The sequence below is a fragment of the Sphingomonas flavida genome, from assembly GCF_036663655.1.
In the GTDB taxonomy this organism is placed as follows: domain Bacteria; phylum Pseudomonadota; class Alphaproteobacteria; order Sphingomonadales; family Sphingomonadaceae; genus Sphingomonas.
Genome location: NZ_JAXOJH010000003.1, coordinates 228,125 through 242,749, shown reverse-complemented (window position 1 = coordinate 242,749; position 14,625 = coordinate 228,125). Strand labels below are relative to the sequence as shown.

Sequence of the window (14,625 nt, the reverse complement as noted above, 5' to 3'; positions counted from 1 at the left end):
TGTGACGGCTCTTGGCGGCGGTTCGGGATATGAGTCCACGCCCACCCGGTCCATAGACGGAACGAAAGCTTCGATGCCCCTCCCTCGCTTCTTGAAATTCATGTCGCAAGACATGGCGATCGACCTCGGCACCGCGAACACCGTGGTCTATGTCCGCGGACGCGGCATCGTGCTGAACGAACCGTCCGTCGTCGCGGTCGAGACGATCAACGGCATCAAGCGGGTGAAGGCGGTCGGTGACGACGCCAAGCTGATGATGGGCAAGACCCCCGGCAATATCGAGGCGATCCGCCCGCTTCGCGACGGCGTGATCGCGGACATCGACGTGGCCGAGCAGATGATCAAGCACTTCATCCTGAAGGTGCACGGCCCCCGCAAGTTCGCACGCTGGCCCGAGATCGTGATCTGCGTGCCGTCGGGTTCGACCAAGGTCGAGCGCCGCGCTATCCGCGACGCCGCCTCGAACGCGGGCGCGAGCCAGGTTTTCCTGATCGAGGAGCCGATGGCCGCCGCGATCGGCGCCGACATGCCCGTGACCGAGCCGATCGGCTCGATGGTCGTTGACATCGGCGGCGGCACGACCGAAGTCGCGGTGCTGAGCTTGCGTGGCCTGGCCTACACCACCTCGGTGCGTGTCGGCGGCGACAAGATGGACGAGTCGATCGTCTCCTATGTTCGCCGCAACCATAACCTGCTGATCGGCGAAGCCACCGCCGAGCGGATCAAGCAGGAAGTCGGCATTGCGCGTCCCCCCGCGGACGGCATCGGCGTGACCATCCAGATCAAGGGCCGCGACCTCGTCAACGGGGTGCCCAAGGAAATCTCGATCAACCAGGGCCAGATCGCCGAGGCGCTGTCGGAGCCGGTGGCGACCATCGTCGAGGGCGTTCGTGTCGCCCTGGAGAACACCGCGCCCGAACTGGCCGCCGACATCGTCGACCAGGGCATCGTCCTGACCGGCGGCGGCGCGCTGCTCGAAGGGCTCGACGAGGTGCTGCGCGACGAAACCGGCCTGCCGGTGACGGTCGCGGAGGACCCGCTGACCTGCGTCGCCCTGGGCACCGGCCGCGCGCTGGAAGACCCGATGTATCGCGGCGTCCTGCTGAACGGCTAACCTCCAGCATAAGGGGACCGGCGCATGGCGCCCGCCCGCGACCGTCGCACCGGTTTTTCGCGACGGCGGCAATATGGAGCTTTCTTGACCTATGTGCTCGCGGTGGCGGGTGCGGTGGTGGGTGCGGTGCTGCTCGTGGCATCGACCTTCAACCCGCCCGCCTTCGGCACATTGCGCATGACGCTGGGCAGCGTGACCGCCCCGGTCTCCGGCGCCCTGGTGGCGATCGGCGATGCGGTCAGCGGCGTGCCCGATACGATCGGCCATTATTTCTTCGTCCATTCCGAGAATGAACGGCTGCGCGCCGAACTGGCCCAGTCACGCAAGGTCCTGCTGACCGCGCGGACCATCGCCTATGACAATCGGCGCCTGCGCCGTCTGCTGGCGGTGCGCGATCGTACGCCGGATACGGTGACGACGGCCCGGCTGGTCAGTTCGACCGGATCGAGCGGGCGTCGCTTCGCGCTGCTGAACGCGGGCCGCTGGCAGGACGTGACCCCCGGCATGGCGGTGCGCGGGCCCGAGGGGCTGATCGGCCGCGTGACCGAGGCGGGCCCTGCGGCGGCGCGCGTCCTGCTGCTGACCGATCCCGAGAGCATCGTGCCCGTCCGCCGCACCCGCGACGGCCTGCCCGCAATCGTCGTCGGGCGCGGCGACGGGACCCTCGACGTCCGGTCGGTCACCACCAATGTCCGACTGGCCAAGGGCGACCTGTTCGTCACCTCGGGCACCGGCGGGCTTTATGCGCCCAACATCCCCGTCGCGCGTATCAAGAGCGACGGCGGCGACGTGGCGATCGCCCTGCCCTTCGTTCACCCCGACACGCTGGATTTCGCCATCGTTCAGCGGGCCTTCATGCCGATGCCGCCATCTGCGCCGGCACCCCGGCCGTGACCCTCGATACCATCAACCCCTTCGACCCCGGACTGCCTCCCGCACGCGCCCGCGCGCTGCCATGGCTGACCGTGATGGCCGGATCGCTCTGCGCCATCGTGCCGGTCGTGGCGATCGTGCCGTTGCAGCCGCCCATGGGTCTGTTGATGCTGCTCGCCTGGCGACTGGTCGCGCGCTTCGCGCTTCGGCTATGGGCCGCCGCGCCACTGGGGTTGTTCGACGATCTGGTGTCGGGACAGCCGCTCGGCTCTGCGGTGCTGCTCTGGTCGGTCACCTCGCTCGCCATCGACCTGTTCGAGCATCGGCTGGTCTTTCGCGATTTCTGGCAGGACTGGCTGATCGCCAGCGGCTCCATCGCCTTCTGCCTGATCGCGGGGCGGTTCCTGGCGGTGCCCGTCGGTGCGCAGGTCGACGTGCCCTTGGTGATCCAGATCGGGATCACCATCCTGCTGTTTCCGGTCGCCACCCGACTGGTGGCCTGGATCGATCGCAAACGCGGCCGGAATGAGGTAGGGGCCTGAGCATGGAACGCCAGGGGCGGATCATGACCGAGGCCGCACAGGCCTATAGCTTTTCCCGGCGTGCCTTCGTGCTGGGCACCGCGCAGGCGGGCGTCGGCCTGTTGCTGGCGGGGCGGATGGCGTGGCTGTCGATCGCGCAGAACGAGAAGTATAATCTTCTCTCCGAGAGCAATCGCGTCAACACGACGATGATCCCGCCGCGTCGCGGCTGGCTGATCGACCGGCACGGTATCCCGATCGCCAACAATCGCACCGACTTCCGCGTCGACATCATCCCCGACCGGCTGGACGAGAATGACCGCGACCGCGTCCTGGCCCTGCTGCGCCAGATCCTGAAGCTGGATGACGAGGCGATGGAGCGGATCCGCCTCGACCTCGACCGTGCCGCCGGGTTCCAGCCGGTGCAGGTGGCCGAGCGGCTGGACTGGGAACGCTTCGCGGCGGTCAGCGTCCGCCTGCCCGAGCTGCCCGGCGTTCAGCCGACGCGCGGCTTTGCCCGTTTCTACCCCGCCGGGCCCGCGGTCGCGCACCTGACCGGCTATGTCGGCACGCCGACCGCCGAACAGTTCAAGGCGACGCACGACCAGTTGCTCGTCACCCCGGGCTTCAAGCTGGGCAAGGACGGGCTGGAAAAGATGCTCGAGCCGTACTTGCGCGGCAAACCCGGCGCGAAGCGGGTCGAGGTGACGGCGCGTGGCAAGGTGGTGGCCGAACTCGCCACCCGCCCCGACGTGCCCGGCAGGAATATCCGCCTGACCATCGATGCCGGGCTTCAGGAATATGCCGCGCGGCGGCTGGGCACCAATTCGGGCTCGGCGGTCGTGCTCGACTGTCGTACCGGCGAGACGCTGGCGATGGTGTCGATGCCCGCTTACGATCCGAACAGCTTTTCGGACGGGATCAGCCATCTGGAATGGGCGATGCTGTCGGACAACGACCATGTGCCCTTGATGAACAAGGTGACGCAGGGGCTGTATCCGCCGGGCTCGACGGTCAAGCCGATGAACGGCCTGGCGCTGCTGGAGGCCGGGGTCGGCGCGAACGACCGCGTGGTCTGCACCGGGGCGATGCGGGTCGGCACCGGCGTCTTCCACTGCCACAAGCGCGGCGGCCACGGCGCGCTGAACCTGAAGGGCGCGATCGAGCAGAGCTGCGATATCTATTTCTACGAGATGATCCGTCGCATGGGCTATGACCGGATCGCGCCGATCGCGCGGATGGTCGGGCTGGGCCAGAAATTCGACCTGCCGCTCAGCACGCAGCGTTACGGCACCGTGCCCGATGCGGCGTGGAAGCTGAAGAAATACAAGACGAAATGGACCGTGGCGGACGGACTGAACGCCTCGATCGGACAGGGTTACGTGCTGGCCAATCCGCTTCAGCTGGCGGTGATGGCGGCGCGACTGGCCTCGGGGCGGCATCTCCAACCAAGCCTGCTGGCGCATCAGGTTCATCTCGACGCCCCCGCCCTGCCTGTCGCCTCCGAGCATCTGGCGGTGGTGCGCGACGCGATGTTCGGCGTGGTCAACCAGGGGGGCACCGGCGGCGCGGCGCGAATGCTCGTCCCCGGCGTCAGCCTGGCGGCCAAGACCGGCACCGCACAGGTTCGCCGCATCACCATGGCCGAGCGGCGCAGCACCGGCGTGCTCAAGAACGGACAGTTGCCCTTCAAGCTGCGCGACCACGCGCTGTTCGTGGGCTTCGCGCCCGCCGACAATCCGCGTTACGCCATCTCCGTCGTCCTCGAACATAACGGCCATACCGTGCGCAATCTCGACGCGCCGCTGATCGGGCGCGACATCATGACCTATCTGTTCGACCGCGACCGCGCGCTGGCGTCGCTGGCGGAAGGGGAACCGACCTGGGGCGGCGACATCGCCACCCGGATGCGCGCCGACGAGGCCGCCTACCGCGCCGCCCATTCGCCCAAGCCCGCCTCCGCCGCGACGAAGACCGATGCCGGCGAGGTGACGGACTCGCCCGCCGTATCGGCCGCGACCAACATGTCCGACGCCCAGGCCGAGGCCATGGCCACCCGCGAAACCGATCCGGGCGAAGACACGAGCGACCCCAATCCATGAGCGGCCCCCGCATCATTCCCGAACCCATCGCCCAGCTTCCCTGGCGTGTGATCCTGCTGGTCACCGCGATCGGTTGCTTCGGGCTGGTCGTCCTCTATTCCGCCGCCGGTGGCTCGCTGACCCCCTGGGCCAAACCGCAGGGGGTTCGTTTCTTCGTCCTGCTGGCGGGCTCGCTGGTGCTGTCGCGCCTGCCGCTCGACATGTGGCGACGGATCGCCATGCCGGGCTATCTGATCCTCGTCGTCCTGCTGGTGCTGGTCGAGCTGCTTGGTGCCGTGCGCGGGGGCAGCCAGCGATGGCTGGATGTCGGCTTCATTCGGCTCCAGCCGTCCGAGCTGATGAAGCTGTTCATCGTGCTGGGCGCCGCCCGCTTCTACGAGTTGATGCCGCCGGGCGAGACGCGGCGCTTCTCGGGGATATGGCCGGTCGCCGCAATGATCGCGGTGCCCGCCGCGCTTGTCATGAAGCAGCCCGATCTCGGCACTGCGCTGATGATCTGCGCGGGCGGCGCAACCGTCATGTTCCTCGCCGGAGTGCCACTGCGGCTGTTCATCGGCGGTGCGATGGCGATGGCAGTCGCGGCCCCGTTGGCGGTGAACTTCCTGCTGCACGACTATCAGCGGAATCGCGTCCTGATCTTCATGGACCCGGAAAGCGATCCGCTGGGCACCGGCTATCATATCAGCCAGTCCAAGATCGCGATCGGATCTGGCGGCATATTCGGCAAGGGTTTCCTGAACGGCACCCAGAGCCATCTCGACTATCTGCCAGAGGGTCATACCGACTTCGTCTTCGCCACCATGGCCGAGGAATGGGGACTGGTCGGCGGATGCCTGTTGATCCTGGCCTTCCTGCTGGTCATCCGCTGGGGGCTGAACGTCGCGCAGGCCGCGCCGACGCGCTTTGCCCGGCTGACGGCGGCCGGGCTGTCGACCACCATCTTCATCTATGTCATGGTCAACCTGATGATGGTCATGGGCCTGGCGCCCGTCGTCGGCATCCCCCTGCCGCTGGTCAGCTATGGCGGGTCGTCGCAAATGACGGTGCTGTTGTGCCTTGGCATCTTGATGGCGATCGACCGGGAAAATCGCCGCTCGACCCGCTGGTGAGACCAAAAATCGCGGGAAAACGCCAAAAAGCATTTGCAAAGTGCGACAGCGGTGCTAAAGGCGCGCCTCCCGATCACGAGGCGGGCCGCCGGACGGCCTGACGAGCGTGACGAACGGACGCATAGCTCAGTTGGTAGAGCAGCTGACTCTTAATCAGCGGGTCCTTGGTTCGAGCCCAAGTGCGTCCACCAGTTTCTCCAACGGCCCTGCAGCGATGCGGGGCCGTTGTGCATTGGGCCTGTCTGGCCCTCCAGCGGGATGAAGATTGATGGCAGGATATAAGGTTCCCGGTTTCGCAGATCGTGCGGCAGCGTCGCGTGATGCCAAGGCGGCGGCGCTCGAGAAGCTGCGTAACAAGGCAGCCCCCGACCCCGAGGTCGTGGCCGCGCGCATCGCCGCGCGCGAAGCCAAGGAGGCCGCAGAGGCCGAGCGCCGCGCTGCGCACAAGGCCGCGATCGAGCAGGAAAAGGCCGCCCGCGAGGAAGCCCGCGCCGCAGCCCAGGCCGAGGCGGACGCCGCGGCCGAGGCCGCTGCCGTCGCTGCGCGCCCGCCGGTGGTGCCGACCGCCGCCGAGCTGAAGGCCGCCCGCGACGCCCGCTACGCCGCTCGCAAGGCGCGCCAGGGCAAATGACCCCGCGCGAGCTGCTGGGCGTTGCCGACGTGCCCGGTGGCGAGCCCCTGCGGCTGTTCCGCCGGGGCCGGGACTTCATGATCGTGCTCGACCGCAACGAGCTGATGAGCACGCGGATGAGCGGCTCGGAAGTGGCGCTCGGCACGATGACCTGCGACCGGCTGGGGGGGCGATCCGCTCCCCATCTGCTGATCGGCGGCTATGGCATGGGCTTCACGCTGCGTGCGGTGCTCGCGCGTCTGGGCCGAGAGGCGCGGGTGACGGTGGCCGAGCTGGTTCCCGGCATCATCGAATGGGCGCGCGGGCCCATGGCCGAGCTGACCGCCGGGTGTCTCGACGACCCCCGTGTGACCCTGGCCATGGGCGATGTCGGCAATGCGATCTATGCGGGACGCGGGCAATATGACGCGATCCTGCTCGATGTCGACAACGGCCCCGACGGGCTGACCCGCCCGGCCAATAACGGGCTGTATTCGAACCGTGGCCTGGACGAGGCGCGCGTCGCGCTGCGCGCCGGCGGTGTACTGGCCATCTGGTCGGCCGCGCCCGATCCCGTCTTTACCCGGCGGCTGTCGCGGGCGGGCTTCCTGGTCGACGAAGTGAAGGTCCGCGCGCGTGAAAACGGCAAGGGCGCGACGCACACCATCTGGTTCGCGACGCCGCGCTGAAAAACCATTCCTCCCCTTACTGGGGAGGAATTTCATCCCGCTTCGCGCCGTCCAATTCCCTCCGAACCCTCGCCTGCTCGGCCGCATCCCGCAGCTTCTCGCCCTTCGTCCGGCCGAAACGCGCGCGGTTTTCCGTCGCCTGTTGCTCGGCGGCCTTGCGGGCGAGACCCTTACGCGCCTGACGGAAGTTGACGACGTCGCCCATCAGTGCCGCCGTAACCGCCGGAACAGCCCCTTGCGCAGGCTCAGCGCCTCGAACATCTCGTCCGGGCCTTCCGGGTCGAGCACTTCATTGTCGGCCAGCCATTCCTCGACGCTCGACAGGTCCGGCGTCTCGTAAGGGCGCAGGCTTCGCCCCTTGCCGCCACGCAGCGTCTCGACGGCCGCGATCAGCGAGCCGGTCCGGGCCACCGTCTCGGTCACGGTGGTCGGCGGCACGCCCAGATGCTCGGCAAGCAGGTCGTCGCGGATCGCCGCGATTCGCTGTCCCGCCGGGCTCTCCGCCTCGACCTCGATCGCCAGGTCGCACTCGGTGTCCAGCCGCATCGAACGATTGTTCAGGTTGGACGAGCCCAGACGAAACACCTGATCGTCGGAGATCAGGATCTTGGCATGGCAGTAGATCGCCTCGCCCCCGGCGGTGAATGGGTGATAGAGCCTCAGCCGCCCACGGACGTCGCGCCGCCGCAGCGCCTCGACCAGCCGCGCACGGGCCGTGTCCATCGCGATCGGCTCCAGCCAGCCCTGCGCGGTCAGCGGATTGACGATGACGAACTCGGGCCCGTTCTCTTCGCCCAGTCGCTTGGCGATCGCCTCTGCGACCCGGCGCGAGGCGAAATACTGGCTCTCGATGTAGACGTACCGTTCGGCACGCGCGATCTGGGCGAGGAACAGCGCCTCGTTTTCGTGCACCGGGGCCTGGTCGACCATCTCGGGCATGGTCCGGGCGATGGCCACCGGCTGGTTGGTGAAATCGGGCTCCAGCCCCTCGGGCCAGCAACTGGGGCCCGGCACGGCCGGACCCATGGGCTTGCCCCCGGCGGCGTGCCAGCGTTCACGGAACAGCTCGCCCAGGGCATGGGTCACCGGCCCCTCGACGGCGCTGATCGCGTCGTGCCAGGGTTTGTAGGGCTGGCCGCCGGGACGCTTGCGGCCGGGATCATTGTCGCGATGCTCGCGCGTGTCCCAGCGGTCGCTGGTCATGTCGATGCCGCCGCAAAAGGCCAGCTGGTCGTCGATGATGACGATCTTCTGATGGTGCGAGGCGGCGATCGGGTGATGACCGTCCAGCTTGGTATGGATACGCTTGTGCGCCATCCATTTCATGACGGTGAAGAAGGTCTTGCCCCGGAACAGCGACTTGATCGCTCCCGTATCCCAGCGCAGCAGGAAAATCTCGAGGTCCGGCTGCCGCTGAACGAGCGAATAGATGAAGTCGCCCAGCGATTCGCCCGGCGCTTCATCATGGTCCAGCTCGATCCGGGCATCGAAATCCCAGCCGATCATCAGTATCTGGCGGCGCGCATTCAGCATCGCCCGCCGAGCCAGGCGGAAATAGGTATCCGCATCGACGATGACCGACATCCGATCGGCCTGCTCGATCCGCCAGCATTCCTGTCCGACCTTCACCATGATCTCCCCGTTAGCGGGCGCGTCATGCCCCGCCGATTTCGCGCTGGCAAATGGCGAAACATTGCCGTGCGCAAATCGTCAGGAGATCAGAACACAAAGACGGGTCAGAAGATGCGATAGGAAACGGGGCGGATCGACAAAGCCTGGCCGGGTGCAGCCTCGATCGCGACGGGCAGGTCGAAGGTCAGCGGCTCGGCTACGCCCGCCACCTGGGCGGTAATCCGGCGCGAGCGTCCGATCGGACGGCTGGCCAGCACGGTGATCGCCAGCGCATCGGCGTTGCCCGGTTCGGCCAGCTCGACATCGTGCGGGCGGATATGGATTTCCCCTGTCCCCTGCCCCCGTTGCGCGTCCGCCACCGTGGCCAGCCCTGCACCGATCACCGCCGCTCCGTCACGCCGGGTGACGGGCAGGCGGTTGGTCTCGCCGATGAAGGACGAGACGAAAGCGGTGGCGGGGGCACCCTGCACTTCGGCGGGAGTGCCGATCTGCTCGATCACGCCGCCGCGCATCACCACGATGCGGTCGGCGATCTCCAGCGCCTCTTCCTGATCGTGGGTCACGAAGATCGAGGTCAAACCGGTTTCGTCATGGATCCGCCGCAACCAGCCGCGCAGGTCCTTGCGCACCTGCGCGTCGAGCGCGCCGAACGGCTCGTCGAGCAGCAGCAGGCGCGGTTCGATGGCGAGGGCACGGGCGAGCGCGACCCGCTGGCGCTGACCACCCGACAGTTGCGCCGGATAACGATCTCCCAGTTGCGGCAGCTGGATCAGCTCCAGCAACTCGGCGACCTTCGCAGCGATCGCCGCCTTGCCCGGCCGGTCGCGCCGTTTGCGCACCGTCAGGCCGAAGGCGATATTGTCGGCGACCGTCATGTGGCGGAACAGCGCGTAGTTCTGAAACACGAAGCCGATCCGCCGCTCGGCGGCGGGCGTACCGGTCATGTCCTGTCCGTCGAACAGCACATGCCCCTCGTCCGCGAAATCGAGCCCGGCGATGGTCCGCAGCAGCGTCGTCTTGCCCGAGCCCGACGGGCCCAGCAGCGCCAGGAACTCGCCGGGCTGGGTTTCGAGCGTTACTCGGTCCAGCGCGGTGAAGCCCCCGAACCGGCGGGAGATGTTTTCGACAACGATGCTCAATGCGCGGCTCCCGCCCGGTGGATGCCGAAACGCCATTCCAGCACGGTCTTCACTCCCAAAGTCACCAGCGCGAGCGAGGCGAGCAGGGACGCCACCGCGAACGCGCCGACAAAGTCATATTCATTGTACAGGATCTCAACATGGAGCGGCATGGTGTTGGTGAGCCCGCGGATATGCCCCGATACGACCGACACCGCGCCGAACTCGCCCATCGCACGGGCATTGCACAGCAATACGCCGTAGAGCAGACCCCAGCGGATATTGGGCAACGTCACATGCCAGAAGGTCTGCCAACCGCTCGCCCCCAGCGAACGCGCCGCCTCCTCGTCATCGCGGCCCTGTTCGGCCATCAGCGGGATCAGCTCGCGCGCGACGAAGGGGAAGGTGACGAAGACGGTCGCCAGCACGATACCCGGCACTGCAAAGATGATCCGCACGCCATGCGCGGTCAGCCACGGGCCCAGCCACCCTTGCGCCCCGAACAGCAGCACGAAGATCAGCCCCGACACCACCGGCGACACCGAAAAAGGCAGGTCGATCAGTGAGATGAGAAAACTTTTTCCGCGAAAGTCGAACTTGGCGATCGCCCAGGACGCGGCGACCCCGAACACCGCGTTGACCGGCACCGCGATCGCCGCGACCAGCAGGGTCAGGCGGATGGCGGCCAGCACGTCCGGGTCGACCAGCGCGTCTACAAACACTTGCCATCCCTTCGCAAGACCACCTGCGAACACCATGACGAGCGGCAGGAACAGGAACAGCGCCAGAAACAGGAAGCCGACGCCGATCAACGCACGCCGTGCCCAGGGACTTTCCTGGGTCGTGGGGTTGGAGCCGCTCATCGCGTACCCCGCTTGGCGCGCCACGCCTGGAGCAGATTGACGAACAGCAGCATGGCGAAGGACAGCACCAGCATCACGCAGGCAATGGCGGTCGCCCCGTCATAGTCGAACTGTTCGAGCTGGGTGATAATCAGCAGCGGCGCGATCTCCGACTTGAACGGCATGTTGCCCGCGATGAAGATGATCGAGCCATACTCCCCCACCCCGCGCGCAAAGGCCAGCGCGAAGCCAGTCAGCAGCGCAGGCGCAATGGCGGGCAGGATGACCCGGCGAAAGGTCTGCGCACGGGTCGCCCCCAGCGTCGCGGCGGCTTCCTCCACGTCGCGGCCGAGATCAGCGAGAACCGGCTGCACCGAGCGAACAATGAACGGCAACCCGATGAAAATCAGGGCAATCGTAACGCCCAGCGGCGTATAGGCAACCTTGATCCCCAGCGGCGCGAGCAGCGATCCGACCCAGCCATTGTCCGAATACAGCGCCACCAGCGCGATGCCCGCCACCGCCGTCGGCAGCGCGAAGGGCAGGTCGACCGCCGCGTCGATCAACTTCTTGCCCGGAAACTCATAGCGGACCAGAATCCAGGCGATCAGCAGCCCGAACACCGCATTGACCGCCGCCGCCGCCAGCGCCGCACCGAAGCTGAGCCGATAGGCTGCCAGCGCGCGCGGCGACAGCCCGACCTCGGCAAAGCCCTCCCAGCCCATACCCGCCGCCCGGATGACGAGCGCGGACAGCGGGACCAGAACCACCAGCCCCAGCCAGAACAGGGTCATGCCCATGGTCAGGCCGAAGCCCGGCAGCGCCGAGCGGCGCTTTCCCACCCTCATGCCGTCAACGCCGCGCGGCCTTGCCGGCATAGATGGCATCGAACACGCCGCCATCGGCGAAATAGCGCTTCTGCGCCGCGCCCCAGCCGCCAAAATCCTGGATCGTCACCATGTCCAGCTTGGGGAAGGTCGCGGCATGCTTGGCCAGCACCGCCTGGTCGCGCGGGCGGTAGAAGTTGCGCGCGGCGATCTCCTGCCCCTCGGCCGTATAGAGGAACTTGAGATATTCGGTCGCCACCTGCTCGGTGCCATGCGCCTTGGCGTTGGCGTCGACCACCGCGACCGGCGGCTCGGCGAGGATCGAGATCGACGGCACGACGATGTCGAACTTGCCCGCGCCCAATTCCTTCTCGGACAGCAGCGCCTCATTCTCCCAGGCGATCAGGACATCGCCCAGCCCGCGCTCGACGAATGTCGTGGTCGCGCCGCGCGCGCCGGAGTCGAGCACCGGTACGTGAGCGTAGAGATCGGCGACGTATTTCTGCGCCGCCGCGTCCGAGCCCCCTGCCTTCTTGCCATAGGCCCAGGCCGCCAGAAAATTCCACCGCGCGCCGCCGCTGGTCTTGGGGCTGGGCGTGATGACCTGCACGCCCGGCTTCACCAGATCGGCCCAGTCGCGAATGCCCTTCGGATTGCCCTTGCGGACTAGGAACACGATGGTCGAGGTATAGGGCGCGCTGTTGTCGGGCAGGCGGCTCTGCCAGTTGGCGGGGAGCAGCTTGGCCCGCTCGGCCAGCGCGTCGATGTCATAGGCGAGCGCCAGCGTCACCACATCGGCCGACAATCCATCGATCACCGACCGCGACTGTTTGCCCGACCCGCCATGGCTCATGCGGAACGACACGGTCTGGCCGGTCTTGGCCTTATAGGCCTTCGCAAAGGCGGCGTTGACGTCCTTGTACAACTCGCGCGTCGGATCATAGCTGACGTTCAGCAGCTCGACCGAGCCCTTGCCGCCGCCATTGCCACCCGAACAGCCAGCCAGGCCGACCGTCCCGATCATCAACGCGGCCATCATGGCCGGAAATGGTGCTCGCATCTGGACCCGTCCCTTTCGTTTCGGTGCCTAACCTATCTCGATCCCCCCGATAGGAAATGCCGGAATGCTTGGGACGCGCAAAGCCCCGCTTTTGCTCCATCAATCCCGACAGAAGCCGGATTTGGCACCCGCCGGCCTTGTATCGACGGCGCGCAAGGCCGATCTCCCGCTCGCATTACACCCCCTTCCCATTTCGAAAGGACGCGCATGACCGCCTCGCAACTGGATGTAAAAAATGGCCTTTATATCGGCGGCGAGTGGCTGGGCCCCGAGGGGCGCGACACCCAGGCGGTGCTGAACCCAGCGACCGGCCAATCGCTGGGCGACCTGCCTCTGGCGACCGCCGCCGATATGGACCGTGCGCTGGAAGCCGCCGCACGTGGGTTCGAACAGTGGCGCAAGACCGCGCCGCAGGAACGCGCCGCCGTCCTGCACCGCACCGCCGCACTCGTCCGCGAGCGCGCGGAGGACCTCGCCCGCCTCGCCACGCTGGAGGAAGGCAAGCCGATCGTCGAGGCACGTGGCGAGGTCGCCGCGACCGCCGCGCTGCTCGATTTCCATGCGGGCGAGGCGGTCCGCATCTATGGCCGCGTGCTGCCCCGCCCCACCGGCACCCGCTCGCTGGTGCTGCAACAGCCGGTCGGGCCGGTCGCGGCGTTCTGCGCCTGGAACTTCCCGGTGATGAACCCGGTGCGCAAGATTTCGCCCGCCATCGCCGCCGGATGCTCGGTCATCCTGAAGCCCAGCGAGGAAACCCCCGCCAGCGCGATCGCGATCATGCGCTGTTTCCAGGATGCGGGTCTGCCGGGTGACGTCGCGCAGCTCGTCTTCGGCGTGCCCGACGCGGTGTCGCGTCACCTGCTCGCCTCGCCCATCACCCGCAAGCTCAGCTTCACCGGGTCGGTGCCGGTCGGCAAGCATCTGCTCAAGCTTGCCGCCGACACGGTGATGAAGTCGACCATGGAGCTGGGCGGTCATGGCCCGGTCCTGGTGTTCGACGACTGCGACCTCGACAAGACGCTGGACCTGCTGGTCACCCACAAATTCCGCAATGCGGGCCAGGTCTGCGTCGCCCCCACCCGCTTCCATGTGCAGGAGGGGATTTACGAGCGTTTCGCCAAGGGCTTTGCCGAGCGGGCCGCCGCACTGAAGATCGGCGATGGCCTGTCGTCGGACACGCAGATGGGCCCTATGGCCAATCCGCGTCGCCCCGAAGCGATCGGCGCGATGATCGAGGATGCGGTGCGCAACGGCGCGCGCAAGCTGACCGGCGGCGAGGCGCGGAACGGTGATGGCTTCTTCTTCGCCCCCACCGTACTGGCCGACGTGTCGCTCGACGCGCAGGCGATGAACGAAGAGCCGTTCGGCCCGATCGCGCTGATCCGCCCCTTCGCCACCACCGAAGATGCGATCGCGGAAGCCAATCGCCTGCCCTTCGGCCTGGGCGCCTATTGCTTCACCGAAAACGGCCGCCGCCAGAACCAGCTTGCCGATGAGATCGAGGCAGGCATGGTCGCGATCAACACCGTGCGGCTCAGCTGGGGCGATGCGCCCTTCGGCGGGGTCAAGGAAAGCGGCTACGGCTCGGAGGACGGGCCCGAGGGCATCGCCAACCACATGATCACCAAGTCCGTTCACATCGCCTGACGCGATGACGTCGCCCCAGGCCCGGCTTGGGGCGGATGGGGCCAGGCCCGCGCGCGATACGCCGCGCGGGCCGCCTCCACGGCGGGCTGATGCATGTCCGCCCAGTGGATCAACCCGCGCATGGGTTCCAGAAACGATCTCCCCAGATCGGTGAGGCGATATTCCACCTTGGGCGGCACCTCCGCATAGACGGTCCGCTCGACAAAGCCGTCCTCCTCCAGCCGCCGCAGCGTGCGCGACAGCATCTGTTTCGACACGTCGCCGATCCGCCGCAGCAGGACGTTGAACCGCAACGTCTCCGGCTCCAGCGCGGCGAGGACGAGCAAACTCCACTGGTCGCCGATCCGGTCCAGCACCTCGCGGATAGGGCACCCGCCCTCCCCGGTCAGCGTCATGGTCACGCCCATGTGACCTGGTCCCTCGAAGATGACGTCTTGTGGTGCGGCGGCGCTCTGCATAGCTCCACGGTCTACAAAGTGGA

15 protein-coding genes and 1 tRNA gene are annotated in these 14,625 nt (G+C 67.3%); 9 read left to right on the top strand and 7 right to left on the bottom strand.

Translation table 11 applies throughout. The features are described from left to right. Positions 1 to 73 precede the first annotated feature (73 nt). The 8 genes from U1703_RS05375 to U1703_RS05340 all read left to right on the top strand — a co-directional run bounded on the left by U1703_RS05375 (position 74) and on the right by U1703_RS05340 (position 7,018). Positions 74 to 1,114: a rod shape-determining protein gene (locus U1703_RS05375; RefSeq protein WP_306999903.1), complete on the top strand. Its 1,041-nt coding sequence runs from the start codon at positions 74 to 76 to the stop codon at positions 1,112 to 1,114. A gap of 93 nt (positions 1,115 to 1,207) precedes the next feature. Beyond that, positions 1,208 to 2,008 carry a rod shape-determining protein MreC gene (locus tag U1703_RS05370; RefSeq protein WP_332784931.1) on the top strand — a complete coding sequence of 267 codons (801 nt, stop codon included), beginning with the start codon at positions 1,208 to 1,210 and terminating at the stop codon, positions 2,006 to 2,008. Then, positions 2,005 to 2,529, top strand: a complete 525-nt coding sequence (gene mreD / locus U1703_RS05365; protein WP_320452296.1) for a rod shape-determining protein MreD — start codon at positions 2,005 to 2,007, stop codon at positions 2,527 to 2,529. Before U1703_RS05370 ends, mreD begins: the two co-directional genes overlap by 4 nt. Positions 2,530 to 2,531: 2 nt before the next feature. Beyond that, the gene (gene mrdA / locus U1703_RS05360) at positions 2,532 to 4,610 is read left to right on the top strand and encodes a penicillin-binding protein 2 (protein WP_320452295.1); all 2,079 of its coding nucleotides are present in this window, start codon (positions 2,532 to 2,534) and stop codon (positions 4,608 to 4,610) included. Continuing rightward, positions 4,607 to 5,719, top strand: coding sequence for a rod shape-determining protein RodA (gene rodA / locus U1703_RS05355; RefSeq protein WP_320452294.1), 1,113 nt, complete (start codon positions 4,607 to 4,609; stop codon positions 5,717 to 5,719). Before mrdA ends, rodA begins: the two co-directional genes overlap by 4 nt. A 115-nt stretch (positions 5,720 to 5,834) precedes the next feature. Next, a tRNA-Lys gene (locus U1703_RS05350) sits at positions 5,835 to 5,910 on the top strand. Between the two features lie 77 nt (positions 5,911 to 5,987). Beyond that, entirely contained in the window at positions 5,988 to 6,350 is a 363-nt protein-coding gene (locus U1703_RS05345) for a DUF6481 family protein (RefSeq protein WP_332784882.1), read from the top strand. Further along, positions 6,347 to 7,018 (top strand): spermidine synthase, encoded by a 672-nt coding sequence (locus U1703_RS05340; RefSeq protein WP_332784881.1) that lies wholly within the window; start codon positions 6,347 to 6,349, stop codon positions 7,016 to 7,018. Before U1703_RS05345 ends, U1703_RS05340 begins: the two co-directional genes overlap by 4 nt. Before the next feature lie 16 nt (positions 7,019 to 7,034). On the opposite strand, the gene U1703_RS05335 is transcribed toward U1703_RS05340, so the two are convergent. The 6 genes from U1703_RS05335 to U1703_RS05310 all read right to left on the bottom strand — a co-directional run bounded on the left by U1703_RS05335 (position 7,035) and on the right by U1703_RS05310 (position 12,497). Beyond that, the gene (locus U1703_RS05335; RefSeq protein ID WP_332784880.1) at positions 7,035 to 7,223 is read right to left on the bottom strand and encodes a DUF4169 family protein; all 189 of its coding nucleotides are present in this window, start codon (positions 7,221 to 7,223) and stop codon (positions 7,035 to 7,037) included. Further along, on the bottom strand, positions 7,223 to 8,650 hold the full coding sequence (locus U1703_RS05330; RefSeq protein ID WP_332784879.1) for a phospholipase D-like domain-containing protein: 1,428 nt from the start codon (positions 8,648 to 8,650) through the stop codon (positions 7,223 to 7,225). Before U1703_RS05330 ends, U1703_RS05335 begins: the two co-directional genes overlap by 1 nt. Before the next feature lie 104 nt (positions 8,651 to 8,754). Further along, positions 8,755 to 9,789, bottom strand: coding sequence for a sulfate/molybdate ABC transporter ATP-binding protein (locus U1703_RS05325; protein ID WP_332784878.1), 1,035 nt, complete (start codon positions 9,787 to 9,789; stop codon positions 8,755 to 8,757). Beyond that, entirely contained in the window at positions 9,786 to 10,631 is an 846-nt protein-coding gene (gene cysW, locus U1703_RS05320) for a sulfate ABC transporter permease subunit CysW (RefSeq protein WP_332784877.1), read from the bottom strand. The genes U1703_RS05325 and cysW overlap by 4 nt, the downstream gene beginning before the upstream one ends. Then, positions 10,628 to 11,458: a sulfate ABC transporter permease subunit CysT gene (cysT, locus tag U1703_RS05315; protein WP_332784876.1), complete on the bottom strand. Its 831-nt coding sequence runs from the start codon at positions 11,456 to 11,458 to the stop codon at positions 10,628 to 10,630. The genes cysW and cysT overlap by 4 nt, the downstream gene beginning before the upstream one ends. A 4-nt stretch (positions 11,459 to 11,462) precedes the next feature. Beyond that, complete coding sequence (locus U1703_RS05310) at positions 11,463 to 12,497, bottom strand: sulfate ABC transporter substrate-binding protein (protein ID WP_332784875.1); 1,035 nt, start codon at positions 12,495 to 12,497, stop codon at positions 11,463 to 11,465. 207 nt (positions 12,498 to 12,704) lie between these two features. Here U1703_RS05310 and U1703_RS05305 point away from each other — a divergent pair, with 207 nt between their 5' ends. Beyond that, positions 12,705 to 14,144 (top strand): NAD-dependent succinate-semialdehyde dehydrogenase, encoded by a 1,440-nt coding sequence (locus tag U1703_RS05305; protein WP_332784874.1) that lies wholly within the window; start codon positions 12,705 to 12,707, stop codon positions 14,142 to 14,144. Here the strand turns inward: U1703_RS05305 and U1703_RS05300 are convergent. Further along, on the bottom strand, positions 14,132 to 14,551 hold the full coding sequence (locus tag U1703_RS05300; RefSeq protein WP_332784873.1) for a winged helix-turn-helix transcriptional regulator: 420 nt from the start codon (positions 14,549 to 14,551) through the stop codon (positions 14,132 to 14,134). The two genes, U1703_RS05305 and U1703_RS05300, sit on opposite strands and share 13 nt — an antisense overlap. Between the last annotated feature and the right edge of the window lie 74 nt (positions 14,552 to 14,625).

Excerpts from the sequence above, each read along its gene's own strand:
- cysT (WP_332784876.1), bottom strand. The coding sequence starts at position 11,458 with ATGAGGGTGGGAAAGCGCCGCTCGGCGCTGCCGGGCTTCGGCCTGACC.
- U1703_RS05335 (WP_332784880.1), bottom strand. The coding sequence starts at position 7,223 with ATGGGCGACGTCGTCAACTTCCGTCAGGCGCGTAAGGGTCTCGCCCGC.
- U1703_RS05345 (WP_332784882.1), top strand. The coding sequence starts at position 5,988 with ATGGCAGGATATAAGGTTCCCGGTTTCGCAGATCGTGCGGCAGCGTCG.
- U1703_RS05340 (WP_332784881.1), top strand. The coding sequence starts at position 6,347 with ATGACCCCGCGCGAGCTGCTGGGCGTTGCCGACGTGCCCGGTGGCGAG.
- U1703_RS05330 (WP_332784879.1), bottom strand. The coding sequence starts at position 8,650 with ATGGTGAAGGTCGGACAGGAATGCTGGCGGATCGAGCAGGCCGATCGG.
- U1703_RS05300 (WP_332784873.1), bottom strand. The coding sequence starts at position 14,551 with ATGGGCGTGACCATGACGCTGACCGGGGAGGGCGGGTGCCCTATCCGC.
- U1703_RS05375 (WP_306999903.1), top strand. The coding sequence starts at position 74 with ATGCCCCTCCCTCGCTTCTTGAAATTCATGTCGCAAGACATGGCGATC.
- U1703_RS05310 (WP_332784875.1), bottom strand. The coding sequence starts at position 12,497 with ATGCGAGCACCATTTCCGGCCATGATGGCCGCGTTGATGATCGGGACG.
- rodA (WP_320452294.1), top strand. The coding sequence starts at position 4,607 with ATGAGCGGCCCCCGCATCATTCCCGAACCCATCGCCCAGCTTCCCTGG.
- mrdA (WP_320452295.1), top strand. The coding sequence starts at position 2,532 with ATGGAACGCCAGGGGCGGATCATGACCGAGGCCGCACAGGCCTATAGC.
- cysW (WP_332784877.1), bottom strand. The coding sequence starts at position 10,631 with ATGAGCGGCTCCAACCCCACGACCCAGGAAAGTCCCTGGGCACGGCGT.
- U1703_RS05305 (WP_332784874.1), top strand. The coding sequence starts at position 12,705 with ATGACCGCCTCGCAACTGGATGTAAAAAATGGCCTTTATATCGGCGGC.